Annotated in this window: 13 protein-coding genes; 5 read left to right on the forward strand and 8 right to left on the reverse strand. The window is 58.4% G+C overall.

Annotation, left to right across the window (positions count from 1 at the left end; all coding sequences use genetic code 11):
- The first annotated feature begins 174 nt into the window (after positions 1–174).
- The 3 genes from SR894_RS17700 to SR894_RS17710 are packed head-to-tail and all read left to right on the forward strand — an operon-like array spanning position 175 to position 4,107.
- Positions 175–1,338 carry a fumarylacetoacetate hydrolase family protein gene (locus SR894_RS17700; protein WP_133733273.1) on the forward strand — a complete coding sequence of 388 codons (1,164 nt, stop codon included), beginning with the start codon at positions 175–177 and terminating at the stop codon, positions 1,336–1,338.
- 46 nt (positions 1,339–1,384) lie between these two features.
- Positions 1,385–2,686 carry an L-fuconate dehydratase gene (locus SR894_RS17705; RefSeq protein ID WP_133733274.1) on the forward strand — a complete coding sequence of 434 codons (1,302 nt, stop codon included), beginning with the start codon at positions 1,385–1,387 and terminating at the stop codon, positions 2,684–2,686.
- Positions 2,686–4,107 (forward strand): FAD-binding oxidoreductase, encoded by a 1,422-nt coding sequence (locus SR894_RS17710; protein ID WP_133733275.1) that lies wholly within the window; start codon positions 2,686–2,688, stop codon positions 4,105–4,107. Before SR894_RS17705 ends, SR894_RS17710 begins: the two co-directional genes overlap by 1 nt.
- A 74-nt stretch (positions 4,108–4,181) precedes the next feature.
- Here the strand turns inward: SR894_RS17710 and SR894_RS17715 are convergent, their stop codons facing one another.
- The 4 genes from SR894_RS17715 to SR894_RS17730 form a co-directional block, all read right to left on the reverse strand.
- On the reverse strand, positions 4,182–5,477 hold the full coding sequence (locus tag SR894_RS17715) for a TRAP transporter large permease (RefSeq protein WP_223288653.1): 1,296 nt from the start codon (positions 5,475–5,477) through the stop codon (positions 4,182–4,184).
- A complete protein-coding gene (locus SR894_RS17720; RefSeq protein ID WP_133733277.1) occupies positions 5,474–6,016 on the reverse strand; it encodes a TRAP transporter small permease in 543 nt (180 codons plus the stop codon). The genes SR894_RS17715 and SR894_RS17720 overlap by 4 nt, the downstream gene beginning before the upstream one ends.
- Positions 6,017–6,141: 125 nt before the next feature.
- Complete coding sequence (locus tag SR894_RS17725; RefSeq protein ID WP_133733278.1) at positions 6,142–7,122, reverse strand: TRAP transporter substrate-binding protein; 981 nt, start codon at positions 7,120–7,122, stop codon at positions 6,142–6,144.
- Positions 7,123–7,431: 309 nt separating this feature from the next.
- Positions 7,432–8,331, reverse strand: a complete 900-nt coding sequence (locus tag SR894_RS17730) for a LysR family transcriptional regulator (RefSeq protein WP_133733279.1) — start codon at positions 8,329–8,331, stop codon at positions 7,432–7,434.
- Between the two features lie 149 nt (positions 8,332–8,480).
- Between SR894_RS17730 and SR894_RS17735 the strand changes: the two genes are divergently transcribed.
- Entirely contained in the window at positions 8,481–9,686 is a 1,206-nt protein-coding gene (locus SR894_RS17735; protein WP_223288652.1) for a CaiB/BaiF CoA transferase family protein, read from the forward strand.
- Positions 9,687–9,696: 10 nt separating this feature from the next.
- Positions 9,697–10,638: a hydroxymethylglutaryl-CoA lyase gene (locus tag SR894_RS17740; protein ID WP_223288651.1), complete on the forward strand. Its 942-nt coding sequence runs from the start codon at positions 9,697–9,699 to the stop codon at positions 10,636–10,638.
- On the opposite strand, the gene SR894_RS17745 is transcribed toward SR894_RS17740, so the two are convergent.
- The 4 genes from SR894_RS17745 to SR894_RS17760 are packed head-to-tail and all read right to left on the reverse strand — an operon-like array spanning position 10,635 to position 15,825.
- Positions 10,635–12,107, reverse strand: coding sequence for an aldehyde dehydrogenase family protein (locus tag SR894_RS17745; RefSeq protein WP_133733282.1), 1,473 nt, complete (start codon positions 12,105–12,107; stop codon positions 10,635–10,637). The genes SR894_RS17740 and SR894_RS17745 overlap by 4 nt on opposite strands.
- 13 nt (positions 12,108–12,120) lie before the next feature.
- The gene (locus SR894_RS17750) at positions 12,121–12,855 is read right to left on the reverse strand and encodes an MBL fold metallo-hydrolase (protein WP_223288650.1); all 735 of its coding nucleotides are present in this window, start codon (positions 12,853–12,855) and stop codon (positions 12,121–12,123) included.
- Positions 12,852–14,162: a purine-cytosine permease family protein gene (locus SR894_RS17755; protein ID WP_223288649.1), complete on the reverse strand. Its 1,311-nt coding sequence runs from the start codon at positions 14,160–14,162 to the stop codon at positions 12,852–12,854. Before SR894_RS17755 ends, SR894_RS17750 begins: the two co-directional genes overlap by 4 nt.
- Entirely contained in the window at positions 14,152–15,825 is a 1,674-nt protein-coding gene (locus tag SR894_RS17760) for a 5-guanidino-2-oxopentanoate decarboxylase (protein WP_246638218.1), read from the reverse strand. Before SR894_RS17760 ends, SR894_RS17755 begins: the two co-directional genes overlap by 11 nt.
- Positions 15,826–15,834 lie beyond the last annotated feature (9 nt).

The raw sequence follows: 15,834 nt of genomic DNA on the forward strand, positions 1-15,834 counted from the left end.
CCAGATAGATTTAACTATCGACCCGAAATGGAGCGGTGCGCTAAAGTAAGCCATGAACTGGCATACCTGTCATACAACACGACATCTATAACATGATAGCCGATGGTGTGTTTAGCGCCAGTCGTACCCCGTGCTAAAGATTTAAACTAATTCTAAGAACGAATGGAGAAGTACATGAATCCACTTTCATCGACGGACACACTTCCCGACGACCTGGATAACGCGCTGCTGGTTGGCCGGGTATGGCTGGACGGTAGCCATTCTGGCCCTGCGCTGGTGACTGTCAATAACGGCCAGGTGATCGACATCACCGCGTTTGGCCCGACCATGGCAGACCTGCTGGAACGTGATGACCTACAAGAGGTCGTGCGACGGGCGGAAGGTCCTAACCTGGGCAGTGTCGAGGCTCTGCTGGAAAACTCTCAGTTACCCCAACCACAAGCGCCCTACCTGCTCGCTCCCTGCGATGTTCAGGCCGTTAAAGCCTGTGGCGTCACCTTCGCCGTCAGCCTGTTAGAGCGAGTCATCGAGGAGCAAGCGGGCGGCGACCCGGCGCGGGCAGTGGAACTACGCGATGACTTGCAGGCACTGATCGGCAAAGATCTTTCTAAAATTAAGCCCGGCTCTGACGAGGCCATGTCGCTTAAAAAAGCGCTTCAGGCGCGCGGCGGCTGGTCACAATATATGGAAGTTGGCATCGGCCCGGATGCAGAGGTATTTACCAAGTCTCAGCCGCTCTCATCGGTAGGCTTTGGCACACCGGTGGGTTTGCACCCGTCTTCCAAGTGGAATAATCCCGAGCCGGAAATTGTCCTGGCAGTAGACAGCCGCGGCCAGGTGCGCGGTGCGACTCTGGGCAACGACGTTAACCTGCGCGATGTGGAAGGGCGCAGCGCCCTGCTGCTCGGCAAGGCAAAAGATAACAACGCCTCCTGCTCCATTGGCCCCTTCATTCGCCTGTTTGATGACCACTTCGATATCGATAGCGTGCGCAATTGCCAGGTCTCGCTGCGCATTGAGGGTGAGGATGACGATTTTCTACTCCAGGGCGAGAGCGATATGCGCGAGATCAGCCGCGATCCTCTTGACTTGGTAAGCCAAACCATCGGCGATCACCACCAATATCCGGACGGTTTTATGCTGTTCCTCGGCACCATGTTTTCGCCCATTCAGGATCGCGACGGCGAGGGTCAGGGCTTTACCCATCATCTGAATGATCGTGTCACCATCGCCACGCCTGCTCTGGGCGCCTTGGTCAACCGAGTAGGTAGAAGCGATCAGTTGCCGCCCTGGACTTACGGTATTCGCGAACTGATGCGCCACTTGGCGCGCCGCTGATTGTAACAATCAATACGCCACTCATATCACTACCTAGGAGCGCACCATGACAACCATCACTCGCGTCGAGATCCAGGATATCCGCTTCCCCACCTCGCGCTCGCTGGATGGCTCGGATGCCATGAATGCCGCGCCGGACTACTCCGCCGCCTACGTCATCCTGCACACCGATGATGACAGCCCCGAGGGGCACGGATTAACCTTTACCATTGGCCGCGGCAACGAGATTGTGGTCACTGCTTTACAGTCGTTGGCGCCGCTGATTGAAGGTCACTCGCTGGCCTCTATTACCGACAATATGGGCACCTTCTGGCGGGAAATCACCGGAGACAGCCAGCTACGCTGGATCGGCCCCGATAAAGGCGCGATTCACCTGGCCACCGCCGCCATCGTCAACGCCGTATGGGATATGTGGGCGAAAAAAGAAGGCAAACCGGTGTGGAAGCTGCTAGTGGATATGACGCCGGAACAGCTGGTTCGCTGCCTTGATTTCCGCTTCGTCACCGATGCGTTAACGCCGGAAGAAGCGATCTGTTTGCTGCGCCGTCAGGCCTCAGGCAAAGAAGCCCGCGAAGCCGAAATGCGCCGCGATGGCTACCCTGGCTACACTACGTCAGCGGGCTGGCTGGGCTATAGCGACGAGAAAGTCCGCCGCCTGGCGCGGGAAGCATTGGCCGAAGGCTGGACTCACTTCAAACAGAAGATTGGCGGCGATATCGAAGAAGACGCCCGCCGTGCGGCGCTGCTTCGCGATGAGATCGGTTGGGAAAACGTGCTGATGATGGACGCCAATCAGGTGTGGGAAGTCGATGAGACCGTCACCAAGATGCGTCGACTGGCCGAGTTTGATCCGCTGTGGATCGAAGAGCCCACCAGCCCTGACGACATTCTCGGCCACGCCGAAATCCGCCATCGGGTTGCGCCTATCGGCGTCGCCACTGGCGAACACTGCCACAACAAAGTGATGTTCAAGCAGTTCTTCCAGGCAGATGCCATCGACTATTGCCAGTTGGATGCGGCACGTTTGGGTGGGCTTAACGAAGTGATTTTAGTAACGCTGATGGCCGCCAAGTTCGGCGTGCCGATTTGCCCCCACGGTGGTGGCGTCGGGCTTTGCGAATATACCCAGCATATCTCACTGTTCGACTACATCGCAGTATCCGGTAGCCTTGAGGGCCGTGTACTTGAGTATGTGGATCACCTTCACGAGCACTTTATCGACCCGGTGGTCATCAACCGAGGCCGCTACCAGGTACCCGAGGCGCCGGGTTACAGTATCGCCATGCACTCAGAATCCCAAGCACAGCACCGCTTCCCCGAAGGCGCGGCCTGGCAGGAAGATAATTAATGACAGACACCACCTTCTTTCTAAATGAACTAACCAGCCTGCTCGGCGAGCGTGGCCTGCTGCGCGAGCCAGACGCCATGGCGCGCTATGTGAGCGACTGGGCGGGGGATACGCTGGGCACGCCGCTGGCGGTAGCGCGCCCGGCTAGCACAGAAGAAGTCGCCGAGGTGGTAAAGCGCTGCTACGCCCAAGGAATCGCGATGACGCCTCAAGGGGGCCATAGCGGCCTGGTGGCAGGCGCCTTGCCCGCCACCAACGGCCAGGAGCTGGTGATCAGTCTTGAGCGCTTAAACAGCGTGCGCGCCATCGATCCGATTAACTTCACCATTACCGTAGACGCGGGCTGTATTCTCGAGAACGTCAAGCTGGCGGCTTTTGACCATGACTGTGACTTTCCGCTCTCGCTGGGCGCCCAAGGCAGTTGTCAGATTGGTGGCAATATTGCCACCAATGCGGGCGGGCTTAACGTACTCCGCTACGGCATGATGCGCGAGCTGGTGCTGGGGCTTGAAGTGGTTCTGCCCGATGGCCGCGTATGGGAGAGCCTTAACGCGCTTCACAAGGATAATCGCGGTTACGACCTTCAGCAGCTGTTTCTGGGCAGCGAAGGCACTCTAGGCATCGTCACTGGTGCGGTGTTAAAGCTCTGCCCGCGCCCGACCCAGAACCGTACCGCTCTGCTGGGCCTGCCCTCCGTTCAAGCGGTGATCGACCTGTATGGCCTGGCGCGCCGCGACTGCTGTGATCTGCTAACCGCTTTCGAGCTGATTCCCCGCCGCTGTGTCGAGCTGGCCATGGAAGCAACCCCCGAGCTACGTGATCCGATGGACAGCGCTTACCCCTGGTACGTATTGATGGAAGTGGCCGCCACAGGGCCGGTGGATCTCGGTTCGATGCTGGAACAACTGCTGGAAAATGGCATGGAAAGCGAACTGGTATTGGATGGCGCCCTAGCATCCAGCGACACCCAGTCCGCTCAGCTATGGCAGTTCCGCGAAAGCATGTTAGAAGGCCAGCGGCGGCGCGGAGAGCACCTGCGCACCGATATTTCAGTACCTATCTCGGCGATACCAGACTTCGTCAGCCAAGCCAGCGACGTGGTCATGGCGGCGTCACCCGAGTGCGAAATTATTGCCTACGGGCATGTGGGCGACGGCAATCTGCACTTCAACATTCTACCGCCCATAACAATGGCGGATAGCGATAAGAAAGCCCACCTGCACGACCTGGAGGAGCGGCTGTTTGAAGTGCTCGATGATTTTCACGGTAGCATCAGCGCCGAGCACGGTATTGGCCGCACCAAGCAGGCACCCTACCTGGCGCGGCTATCGCCGATTGAGCGAGAGATGGTCAGCGGTGTTAAAGCGCTGTTTGACCCTAAGGGCCTGATGAATCCAGGCAGGATTTTGCCTGCCGAATAGGCGTATTAATAGCTATGCCCACCTGCCCCGAAGAAACAACCCTGCGGGGCTTTTGCTCCAGGTAAACACTTTGATCAATAGCCCATGATATCCGGCAGCCACGTGGCCAGCCCCGGCACGGCGATGAGCAGCAGAATGGTGGCAATAATTGGCAGTAAGAACGGTATGATCGCCGTAACAACCTGGCCGTAGCGAAGCCGCGTGATCCCAACCATTAAAAACAGCACCGTACCGAAGGGTGGGGTAATGACCCCTACCGATAGCGTAATGACCATCACGATACCGAAATGAACGGGATCTAACCCCGCACTCAGCGCTGCTGGCACCACAATCGGTGTAAAAATCAGGATGCTTTCGATCACCGACATAAAGCAGCCGATCAGCAGGAAGAACAGCGCAAAGCAGAGGAGTAGTGCAAACATGGGCATATCGATGCTGGCGACTTGGCCCGCCAACGCCTGAGGGATCCCCATGCGCACCAGTATCCAACCGTAGAAACTGGAGACGGCGATAATCAGTAGGATGACCGCACTGAACATCAGGGTACGCCGAAAGGCATTGAATAGATCTCGCCAATTCAGGTCTCGATAAACGAGGCCACCGAGAATCACTGCGTAAAGTGACGCAATCGCCCCCGCTTCAGTGGGTGTAAAAAAACCACCCCAGATACCGCCAACGATAATCGCCGGCATCATCAGCGGCAAGATGGCACGCTTACCAGTGCGGACGACTTCGCAGGCATCAAAGGGTGTCGGCTTAGGCATCACCACCTTGCCACTGGCAGACAACAGAATGGTCATCCCCATGAGTAACAGCGCCATCAATATGCCCGGCACCAGTCCCGCCATAAACAGCCCGCCAATACTTACATTGGCCAACCAGCCATACACCACCAACGCGATACTGGGGGGGAGAATTGGCCCAATAACGCTGGAGGCGGCAGTGATGCCCGTCGAGTAACCCAGCTCGTAGCCACGCTCTTTCATGGCCTTGATTTCGATGCTGCCAAGACCTGCGGCATCGGCAACGGCGGTGCCCGACATGGTGGCAAAAATGGAGCTGGCCACCACGTTGGCGTGGCCCAGGCCGCCCTTGGTAAAGCCCACCAGCGCAGTGGCAAAGTCAAAAATGCGCGTGGTGGTAGAGCCGATATTCATGATGTTGGCGGCCAGAATGAACAACGGAATCGCCAGCAGCGTAAAGTTATTGAGGGTTTGCACCATGCGCAGCGGAAGCAGCTCGACAGGTAACCCGCCGGTGCCGGTTACCACCAGGGCGATAAACGAGGTCACGCCAATGGCGACCACAACGGGCAAGCCAATGGCCATCAGTAGCAACAGGCCACCGACAAAGATCATAAGTTCGGTCATGGTTGAGAGGTCTCCTCTTCATGGGATACTTCCAACCACACCACTGGGCCACGCAAGCATTGCCAAAGAGCAATCAACGCCATGCCCACAAAGCTGAAAAAGATGCCGTAATAGAGGTAGCTAAAACTAATACTTAACGAGACGGTTTTATTGTTGGCACTCATGTCCGACATGATCCACGCGCCCCAGGCGGCAAGCGCGAAAAAGCCGCATGAGATTAGGGTGGTGAGACGGTATTGGATATTTTTACCTAAACCAGAAAGCTTATGGCTAAACAGATCCACCGCCAGGTGCTCGCTGCGTACCCAAGCAGACAGTGATCCAAAGCCAATCGCGTAGATGGCCAGCATAGACGCCATCTCCTCGGTCCAGGGCATACCGATTCCGAGCAGGTCACGGGCAATGACGGCCGCCACGATTAACAGCAGAATAGCCGCCATGAGCGCCACGCCCACCCCGTCACAAAGACGAGTAACGCTGCGCAGCGTATAGAAAGCAATTCGATCCAGGCCCTTGTTGGGCGCTACGGCGTCTTCCACAGGAGAACTCCTTACCCTGACGTCTTCTTGGTCATGTATGAAAATTTATTGGTCATGAAAGCTTACTTGACATGAAAAACAACGACGGCCCAATGGGCCGTCGTTGCGTCTGTCCGGTGCGTATATTACTCGCTGTCGTTACCCAGCGCATCTTCACGAACGCCGTCGGCCATTTCAGCCATGACACGATCGATGGCCGGTAACGCCGCTTCGCGGAAAGGCGTAACATCCGGCTCAATGACAGTCATGCCTTCCTCCTGAAGCGCATCCAGATAGAACTCATCAAGTTCACGCTCTTGCTCTGATCCGTATTGACGAGCTACGTCGATCGCCTCTTCGATCAGCGCTTGATCTTCCTCTTCTAGCCCCTCCCACCAGCGAGAACTAGCCACCCAGCTCCACGGAAACTGCACGTGGCTGGTCATGATCAGGTAGTCCTGCACTTCCCATAAACGACGGGTATAGGGTGAGGAAAGCGAGTTCTCATGACCATCTACCTGGCCGGTCTGCATGGCGAGATAAATCTCTGGAGCCGGTACGTTGACTACCTGCGCACCAATCTCTTCCCACACTTCCAGCCATACCGGCAGTGAAGGCAGGCGCAGGCGGAATCCCTCCAGATCCGCCGGGGAGTGGATCTCTTTATTGGCGGTCATGTGACGGGGCCCGCGGTGTTGCAGACCAAAATACTTCAGGCCGCCCTGGTTTTCTGCTTTTTCAACCAGCGCTTGGCCGGAAGGACTCTCCATATAGGCGTCGACTTCATCCCAGGTGGTAAAGACAAAGGGAACCGTAATGGCGTCATACTCAGGCGCATACTGTTGACGCCAGTTACCACCGGTCAGGGAGAGCTGGGTTTGGCCCAGGTTAAGCAGCTCCAACACGGCATTCTCACCGCCCAAAGAGCCCGCCAAAAAGGGACGCACTTCAAAGCGGCCTGGCGCCTGCTCTTCCAGATACTCAGCAAAGCGTTCCACCGCAGCGCTTTCCGAGCCGCCCTCACTCATGGTGTTGTTAACTTGAATTTCGATGGGATTCGCCAAGACGAACGGCGCCGTCGTTAGCATGCCTAGGGTAGCCAGCGTGGCAAGCAGTTGTTTCCGCATGGGATAGACTCTCTACGGTTGTCGTTATTGGATGTGGTTCTTGTAACTTTCAGGTAACGCTTACGTGATCTTGAAACATGCATCCCACGGGCTCAAATCGACGTTCAAGAAGGCTGACTTCGTAAAATACGATGGCTAGAAACGCTGCTATAACGGGCTTTTAAATCCGCCCCATCACGGCCGTACGACCAAAGATGAATACCGAGCTCCTTTAATCAACCGCTGTTTAGCTTGGTTTAGGCCATTGAAAGGGTAGCTATTGGTGCTTTGCTTTCTCAAACCACGAAGTCATAAGGAGAATTTCTTGAGCTATTGCTCATTCTCTTTCAGGGTAAGGTGATCCACCAAATGCCGGGCAGTCACGTGAAGCGAGGCGTAACGGCGCATGCCAATCACCAGTTCTCTCTGGGCCCAAGGGTCGCTCAGCGGGATGCTTTTCAGCTGCAGATCGCCTAAGTCACGGTAGATGGTTTGCTCAGGCAGTACGCCAACGCCCATACCATGGTGGATCATGCGGCAAATGGCATCGAAACTGCGCACTTGAATGCGCATGCGTAGCGCTTTACCTGCTAGGTTAGCTTGCTCATTCAACAGCGATTGCAGCGAGGCATCCTGCTGTAAGCCAATAAAATCGAAGGCCAGCGCTTCATTAAAAGCGATGCTCTCGCGCCCAGCCAAAGGATGATCGATAGGGGTCATCAACACGAGTCGATCTTGTCGATAGGAGAGCTGCTGAAGGTCGGGCGCCGCCACATGGCCGGCAAAGATACCGATATCGGTCAGGCCATCGCGAACGGCAGCGATAATTTCACTGCTGACCCGCTCCTGAAGATCAATTTTGATTTCAGGATAGAGGCGAGAAAAGGCGCTGAGATCCTGGGGAAGAAAGGCAATGATTGCCGAGGTATTGGAGTGGATACGCACATGGCCGCGCACGCCTTCCCCGTACTCGCTGAGTTCGGCCTGCAGGCGCTCAATGTTATCCATAATACGCCGGGCATGGTGAAGAAACGCTTGGCCTGCGGGCGTCAGCTCCACCCCTCGTGGCCGTCGATAGAGCAGCGTGGTGCCCACCAGCGCTTCCAGGTCACTTATTCGCTTACTCACCGCAGCTAGCGCTAAGTGTTCACGCTCCGCTGCCGCCGTCAAACGACCCTCATCCGCCACGGAGATAAACAGTTTAAGGGTGACAAAATCAAAGCGGCGCATCCCACGAACTCCTTGAAAGCAAGCTCCCTATGGTAGCCCACACCTTCGCCAGCCACGAACCCTTTGTTACCCATTGCCTAATTGTCCCCTCTAGTTAGCTCACGCATGCTGGCAACATAGTAAAAATCCAATGATAAGAGAGAGCCTTAATGAATGCTTCCGAAGCGCGCCAGCTTCCGCTACAGGGCTTAAAAGTACTTGAGCTTGGCCAACTGATTGCAGGGCCTTTCGCCACCAAACTGCTGGGCGAATTCGGTGCCGACGTGATTAAAATCGAGCCCCCCGGCACTGGCGACCCACTTCGCAAATGGCGAATGATTGAAGACGGCACCTCGCTCTGGTGGCATGTGCAAACCCGCAACAAGCGCTCGGTCGCGTTAGATTTACGCAGCGAAGAGGGCCAAGACCTGGTGCGCCAGCTCGCCGCCGAGGCCGATGTGGTGGTGGAAAACTTCCGCCCCGGCACGTTAGACAACTGGGGGCTAGGCTGGGAAGCGCTCTCTCAGCTCAACCCACGGCTGATCATGGTGCATATTTCCGGCTACGGGCAAACGGGGCCCTACCGCGACAAGCCTGGTTTTGGCGTGATTGGCGAAGCCATGGGCGGGCTGCGTTACCTCACCGGCCAGCCGGGAGAGCCTTCGGTGCGGGTGGGGGTGAGCATCGGCGACTCGCTTTCCGCGCTCTATGCCGTGATTGGCACACTACTGGCGCTTCAGGAGCGCAACCGCAGCGGTCTGGGCCAAGAGATTGATGTCGCGCTGTACGAGTCGGTATTTGCCATGATGGAGAGCCTGCTGCCAGAGTTCGATGCCAGCGGCCAGGTTCGCGAACCCAGCGGCAGCGCCCTGCCCGGCATTACCCCCTCAAACGCCTACCGCTGCCAGGGCGGCGATTACGTACTGATTGCCGGCAATGGCGACAGCATTTTCAAACGCTTAATGGGCGTGATTGGTCGTGATGATCTCGCCAACGACCCGGCACTGGCACACAACGATGGGCGCAGCCAGCAAGCCGATATGATTGATGCCGCCATTCAAGCCTGGACAGCAGAGCGACCACGGGATGCCATTCTGCAAGCCCTGGATGACGCCCGCGTGCCCGCAGGCTACCCCTACACGGCCGAAGATATTGCCTTTGATCCCCATTATTTGGCGCGGGAGATGATTCAAACCTTTACCCGCCCTAACGGTAAACCGTTAAAAGTGCCCGGCGTACTGCCCAAGCTAAGCGCTACCCCAGGGCGAATCGGCGACGGCGGCCCCACGCTTGGCCAGCATACCGACGACGTATTGGATGAGCTGGGCATTGACCACGAAACTCGCGCCAAGCTTCGCCAAGCGGGCATTATTTAAGGAACGCATCATGACCCAGCCAATCCCATGCCCCACCAAGATCGAGATCAACGAAGTTGCCCCTCGGGACGGCCTGCAGATTGAAGCGCGCTTTGTGCCGACGGAAGAGAAGATCCGCTGGATAGACGCACTCTCCACCACAGGCCTACGGCGAATCGAAGCAACTTCGTTCACTTCACCGAAAGCGATTCCCAACCTGCGCGATGCTGCTGAAGTGGTGACCGGCATCCAGCGTCGGGAAGGGGTCGATATCACCGTTCTAGTGCCCAACGTTAAGGGCACCGAGCGGGCGCTTGCCTGCCAAGTGGATGAGATCAATCTAGTGATGTCTGCCAGCAATAGCCATGGGCTGGCCAACCTGCGCATGACGCCGGAACAGTCCCTTGAACAGTTCGCGGCGATATTGGAAGTGACCCAGGGAAGCGGCGTGTTTATCAACGCCTCGCTATCGACGACCTTTGGTTGCCCATTTGAAGGCGAGGTACCCGAAGCGCGAGTATTAGAGCTTGTTGAAAAGCTCGTGGCTCTTGGCATTCAGGGCGTCACGCTCTGCGATACCACCGGTATGGCCAACCCTGCCCAGGTCAAACGCCTATGCAAAGCAGCACTGGAGCGCTGGCCGGAAACGCCGTTCACGCTGCACTTCCACAACACTCGCGGCATGGGCTTAGCCAACGCCCTAGCGGCGTGGGAAGCAGGTATTAGCCGATTTGATGCCTCACTAGGTGGGCTGGGCGGCTGCCCCTTCGCCCCCGGCGCTAGCGGTAATGTATGCACCGAAGACCTAGTGCATATGTTTGAAGCCATGGGCGTCGATACCGGCGTCGATCTGGATGCACTGCTTGAAGTAGCTGCCACCCTTCCCGACCTTATCGGCCATGACGTGCCGGGGCAGGTTGTAAAAGCCGGGAAATCGACCCGGCGTTATGACATGCCTGTTCGCGATGCTTAAGCCGGCCCAATCACATGCTTCACCTCCAGATAAGCACTTAGCCCCCAGGGGCCCAGTTCACGCCCAATACCGCTGCGCTTGAAGCCGCCCCAGGCGGTTTCAGGTAGTACTAGCTGCTCGCTGTTGTACCAGATGCTACCGGCTTTAAGCTGACGGCCAATGCGCTTTGCCCGCTCGGGATCGCCGCTAATCACCGTGGCTGCCAGACCAAAGACGCTGTCGTTGGCAAGCTGGATGGCTTCGGCTTCACTTGCCACGCTGCGGCCGCAGAGCACTGGGCCAAAAATTTCTTCCTGCCACAAGCGGCTCTCTAGCGGCACATCGCGGTAAAGCGTTGGGGCCAGGAAGTAGCCTTGAGCGGGCAACGTGCGGTGTTGGCCGTCGCGCACGACCGTCAACCCTTCGTGTTCGGCCAGATCCAGATAGCGCTGCACGGCGTCGCGCTGCTTGGCGCTGGTCAACGGCCCTAAATCCGTACCTTCGGCAAGCGGGTCGCCCAGCGTTAGCGCATCCATACGTTCAGCAAGCGCGGCATAAAGGGCTTCGGCCACATTTTCGTGCACCAGTAAACGCGAGGTCGCCGAACAGATTTGCCCGGCGTTGAAGTAGATACCGGCCATTACCCAGTCAGCGGCTTGTTCGGGGTCAGCGTCTTCCATCACCAGGATCGGCGATTTTCCGCCCAGTTCCAGAGAGACGCTGGCGGTACGGGCGCTTGCCGCTTGCATCACCGCTTCACCAACGCGGTTGCTGCCGGTAAAAGAAATTTTATCCACATCCGGATGGTTGGTCAGCGGTGCACCGATGCCCTCACCGTCGCCGTTTAGAAGGTTGAGCACCCCAGCAGGTAGGCCAATTTCCAGGGCTATTTCTGCCAGCACCCGCTCGGGGAGCGGAGTGACTTCGGACGGTTTAAGCACCGCGGCACAACCGGCCGCCAAGGCGGGCGCCAGCTTCCAGGCGCTGGTCACCAGCGGGAAATTCCACGGCGCAATCAGCCCCACGACGCCCACGGGGTCGTGATAAGTGCGCGCCTCAACGCCCTCCATTTCCACGCTGACCAACTCGCCCTGGCGGGCATCCAGTGCCTTGGCCTGCCCGGCGTAGTAGCGATAGCAGGCAATCGCGTCGTCTAGATCGATCTCCGCTTCTGCCAGCGGCTTACCGTTGTTGGTCGCCGAAAGCGTGATAATCGGGTCTCGGCGGGCTTCCAGCGCATCGGCAAACCTCTCAAGGTATTTTGCCCGTGCGCTGCCGCCCAGCGCCTGCCAGGCGGGCTGCGCCTGCTTTGCGGCTTTGACGGCAGCATCGACATCCGCGGCGTCACCTGCCGTAACCTGGGCAATCCGCACTTCGCGGTAAGGATTCATCACGTCGAGCAGGCGGGTGCCCGCCGAGGGCTCCCACTGGTTGTTGATGAATTGGTGGTCAACAACCGAAGGGTAATCAATCAGGGAGGTCATGGGCATTATCGTGGCTCCTTTATAGGTCGTGTTGGCGAAGCCAATCATCGATGAGCGTTGTGAGATGCTGGCCGCTAAAGCTGGGGAAATGGCCGCCGTGCACGGTGCGGACGGGCAGCCTGCGCAGCCGCCGCATGCTGGCAGCGTAGTCGGTAAGGTCGCTGTGCCAGAGGTCTTCAATGAGCGGGCCATCGTAAATCAGATCGCCCGAGATCAGCGTCTGGGTGGCCGCCTCCCACAGGGCAATGCCGCCGGGGGAGTGACCCGGGGTATGGATCACTTCCCATTGACGGTTCCCTAAGTCCAGTATTTCGCCATCCGCCAGCGGGCACACCTGCTGCGGTGCCGTGATGCGGTAGCGGCTGTGCGAATAAGGCTTGGCAGGCAGCGCTTCAAACATGTCATCGCTGAGAAACAGGTCAGCCAGGGTGCGCGTGTTATCGGGTGAGGCCAGGATGTCCGCCTCAGCGGCATGCACATGGCAACAGCCAAACTCGTGGGCGGCGCCGATATGGTCAAAGTGCGTGTGGCTGGCCACCGCCAGCAGGTCACGCTCGGCAAGCTGTGCCACGTGCTGACGTAGCGGCACTGCTCCCAGGCCAAAGTCCACGACCATGCCCCGCTTGCTGCCCTGGACATGCCAGATATTGCAGCGATAAAACGGCTTGATCCACGGCTCGTCGATCAGGGTGATACCGTCTGCCTTGCTGGCAGTACGGTACCACTGCTGGGCATTGATGCGCTCAAGGCTCATGCGGGCACCCGCTTGGCGAGGGCAACCTTGCTGACCACAAAATAGAGCGCGCCGGTGATCACGAAAACCGGCAGCGACGCGCCAAAATCAAGCGGTGCGACCCAGTTCCAGTAGTAAGCAAGTAGCGCGCCGACCGCGTAGCTGCCCAGCGCCAGCCAGTTGAAGGCGGGAAGGCTATGTTCAGCCTGGATCAGCTGTGCCGAGGTATAGCGCTGGCGCCCCAGCAGGTAGTAATCCACGATCATCAGCGAAAAGGCCGGAATAAAGACGCTGCCGATAATCAACAGAAAGGTCTGGAACTGGTCAAGAATGCCGGGGATGAGCGCACCGATGACCGACACCACGCCAATGATCAACGCCGGTTTCCAGAACGGCACCTTCGGGCGCACGCTCATGAACGAAAGCGTCGCGCTGTAGACGCACATCACGTTGGTGGTCAGCACTGAAAAGAAAATCACCAGGGCGGCGGGCAGTCCGAAACCGAAGCCGCTGAGCAGGGTCGTCGGGTCGTAGGTGGGCTCCATACCCACGCTGATCGACAGCGCTGATACCGTCGCACCTAAGCCCATCGCCACCAGCGTTGCCACCACGTAGCCGCCCCAGGTGCCCACAACGGCAGCTTTTAGCGAGCGGCAGTGGCGGTTGTAGTCCGCCGCCAATGGAATCCAGGAGAAAGCCGTCGCGACCACGATATCGAACACCACGCCGCCGCCCAACACGCCTTCGGGTTCCAGCTGGGTGATGCTCGGCAGATCGTAATGGCGATTGAGCGCGAACAGCACCACCGCCGAGAGCCCCAGCATCAGCAGTGCCGCTATCTTCTCGACTTTCTCGATTCCCAGGTGGCCACGCAGAGCAATCAGCACCACCAGGGATTCACAAATGACCGTGAAGAGCGCCACATTGGAGTAACCGGTCAGGCTTTCCACGGCGTAGTCCAGACTCATGCCGGCGAGCAGCGCCTGAATCCAGCTCCACGCTATCAGCGCCAATAGATTCACCCAGGCGGGGAAATTAGCGCCTTTTCTGCCGAAGGTGCCCCGCGCCAGCACCATGGTGGTCATGCCGGTTTGCTGGCCCATCACCCCGATCAATACCAGCGGGATGATGCCGATTGCCGAACCAATCAAGATCAGCAGCATGGCATGTTGGAAGGTCAGGTCAGGGACTAAAAACATGCCGGTCAGGATGGTGGTGACCACCACGTTGGCGCCGAGCCACAGCGCAAAGGTTCCCGGCAGCCCAAGGCTGTGTTCAACGTCGTCGGCTGACAGGGTGTCCTGGCCGAGCACATGATTATTCTTCATTGTTATCTCCTGGTAACATCAGGTTTTTCTGCCAGGCAGCGGCGTCAATTTCGATCAGTAACGGCCCGGTCGCTTCACGGTTGGCGAGCGCCTTGGAAAACTCAGTGGGGCTTTCTACCAGTACGCCGGGACAGCCAAAGCCTTCGGCCAGGGTGAGGAAGTTGGGTGCTTGAATATCCACGCCCAAACGCGCCACACCGTTGGCATCCATATAGCGACGAATCTCTTCGTAACCGGCGTTGTGCCAAAGCACAATCACCACCGGCAGACGCGCTTCTACCGCCGTTGCTATTTCCGAGAGCGTAAACATCACCCCGCCGTCGCCCACCAGTGCCACCACCGGCAGATCCGCCCGCGCCAGCTGTGCGCCCAACGCCGCCGGTAGCCCATAGCCCAAGGTGCCGTAGCCCGTTGAGGCATTGAAATAACGCCTTGGCGCGGGCTGGCTGACCAGATGGTTACCGGCATACACCGGCGCGGTGGAGTCGCCCACCAGAATGGCCTCAGGTAGGTGCTCGGCAAGCGTTGCATACAGCGGCACAAAGTCGCTGAAGGCCGGGTCGTTGGGTAGATTCAGCGCGCTCAATACGGCAGCGGTTCGCACCTTGCCGTCGCGCTGCAATGGCTCGGAGAAATGGCCCAGTAGAAGCTCAAGGCTACGCCCGGCATCGCCGACTAGCCCCAACGCTACGCGCTGGTTGCGCACCAGCTGCTCTGGGTCGAGGTCAATACGAATCAACGTGCCGTTGAGATGAAAGCCACCATCAAACACCACGTCATAGTCGGTCTCGCCAAGTTCAGTGCCCACCGCCAGAATCACATCGGCGTTGGCCGCCAGCTCGCGCACCGCGGGCAAAGCTGCATTGGCACCCAAATCCAGCGGGTGGTCACGGCCCAGCAGGCCTTTGGCGTTGATCGTGGTCGCCGTAGGCGCATCGAGCTTTTCTACCAATCCTCGTGCCGCCTCGGGTGATGCCGCGCAGCCACCGCCCAGCAGCACCAGAGGCTGCTTCGCCGCCTTCAGCAGGCGAGCAGCTTCGACAAGCCCTTCCGGATCAGGCGCGGCGCGGTAAAGCCTCGGCGCCTGCCAACTCACCGGCGCGTTCACCGGTGCATTAAACAGGTCGATGGGGATTTCGATGTGCACCGGGCCCGGCCGAGCGCCGTTGAACACGGTAAAGGCGCGGGCCAGCACCTCGGGTAGCGTATTGGCGTCCAACAGCGTATGGCTGAACCGCGCAACGCCGTTGATCATCTGCTGCTGGCTGGGCAGCTCGTGCAGCCGCCCTTGGCCCATCCCAAGCGTATCGCGACGATTCACGCTGGAGATCACCAGCATGGGGATCGAATCCGCCAGGGCCTGGCCCATGGCGGTCGCCATATTGGTCATCCCAGGCCCGGTGATAATCAGGCACACCCCCGGCTGTCCGCTGGCGCGGGCATAGCCATCGGCCATAAACCCCGCGCCCTGCTCATGGCGCGGGGTTATATGCTGCACATTGCTGCCTTCCAGACCGCGATAAAGCTCCACCGTATGCACACCCGGGATGCCGAACAGGGCGCGCACGCCGTAAGTCTCATGCAGCAGCCGGATCAGCAGTTCGGCACAGGTCATGGTCGCTTGATTGGTCGTTGCATCAGTATTCGTTGCATCAGCGTTCATTGCAGGCCC

The sequence above is a fragment of the Vreelandella neptunia genome (assembly GCF_034479615.1).
GTDB classification, from domain to species: domain Bacteria; phylum Pseudomonadota; class Gammaproteobacteria; order Pseudomonadales; family Halomonadaceae; genus Vreelandella; species Vreelandella neptunia.

Coding starts and splice junctions, on each gene's coding strand:
- SR894_RS17740 (WP_223288651.1), top strand. CDS start 9,697: ATGACCCAGCCAATCCCATGCCCCACCAAGATCGAGATCAACGAAGTT.
- SR894_RS17755 (WP_223288649.1), bottom strand. CDS start 14,162: ATGAAGAATAATCATGTGCTCGGCCAGGACACCCTGTCAGCCGACGAC.
- SR894_RS17715 (WP_223288653.1), bottom strand. CDS start 5,477: ATGACCGAACTTATGATCTTTGTCGGTGGCCTGTTGCTACTGATGGCC.
- SR894_RS17705 (WP_133733274.1), top strand. CDS start 1,385: ATGACAACCATCACTCGCGTCGAGATCCAGGATATCCGCTTCCCCACC.
- SR894_RS17700 (WP_133733273.1), top strand. CDS start 175: ATGAATCCACTTTCATCGACGGACACACTTCCCGACGACCTGGATAAC.
- SR894_RS17735 (WP_223288652.1), top strand. CDS start 8,481: ATGAATGCTTCCGAAGCGCGCCAGCTTCCGCTACAGGGCTTAAAAGTA.
- SR894_RS17730 (WP_133733279.1), bottom strand. CDS start 8,331: ATGCGCCGCTTTGATTTTGTCACCCTTAAACTGTTTATCTCCGTGGCG.
- SR894_RS17710 (WP_133733275.1), top strand. CDS start 2,686: ATGACAGACACCACCTTCTTTCTAAATGAACTAACCAGCCTGCTCGGC.
- SR894_RS17750 (WP_223288650.1), bottom strand. CDS start 12,855: ATGAGCCTTGAGCGCATCAATGCCCAGCAGTGGTACCGTACTGCCAGC.
- SR894_RS17725 (WP_133733278.1), bottom strand. CDS start 7,122: ATGCGGAAACAACTGCTTGCCACGCTGGCTACCCTAGGCATGCTAACG.
- SR894_RS17760 (WP_246638218.1), bottom strand. CDS start 15,825: ATGAACGCTGATGCAACGAATACTGATGCAACGACCAATCAAGCGACC.
- SR894_RS17745 (WP_133733282.1), bottom strand. CDS start 12,107: ATGCCCATGACCTCCCTGATTGATTACCCTTCGGTTGTTGACCACCAA.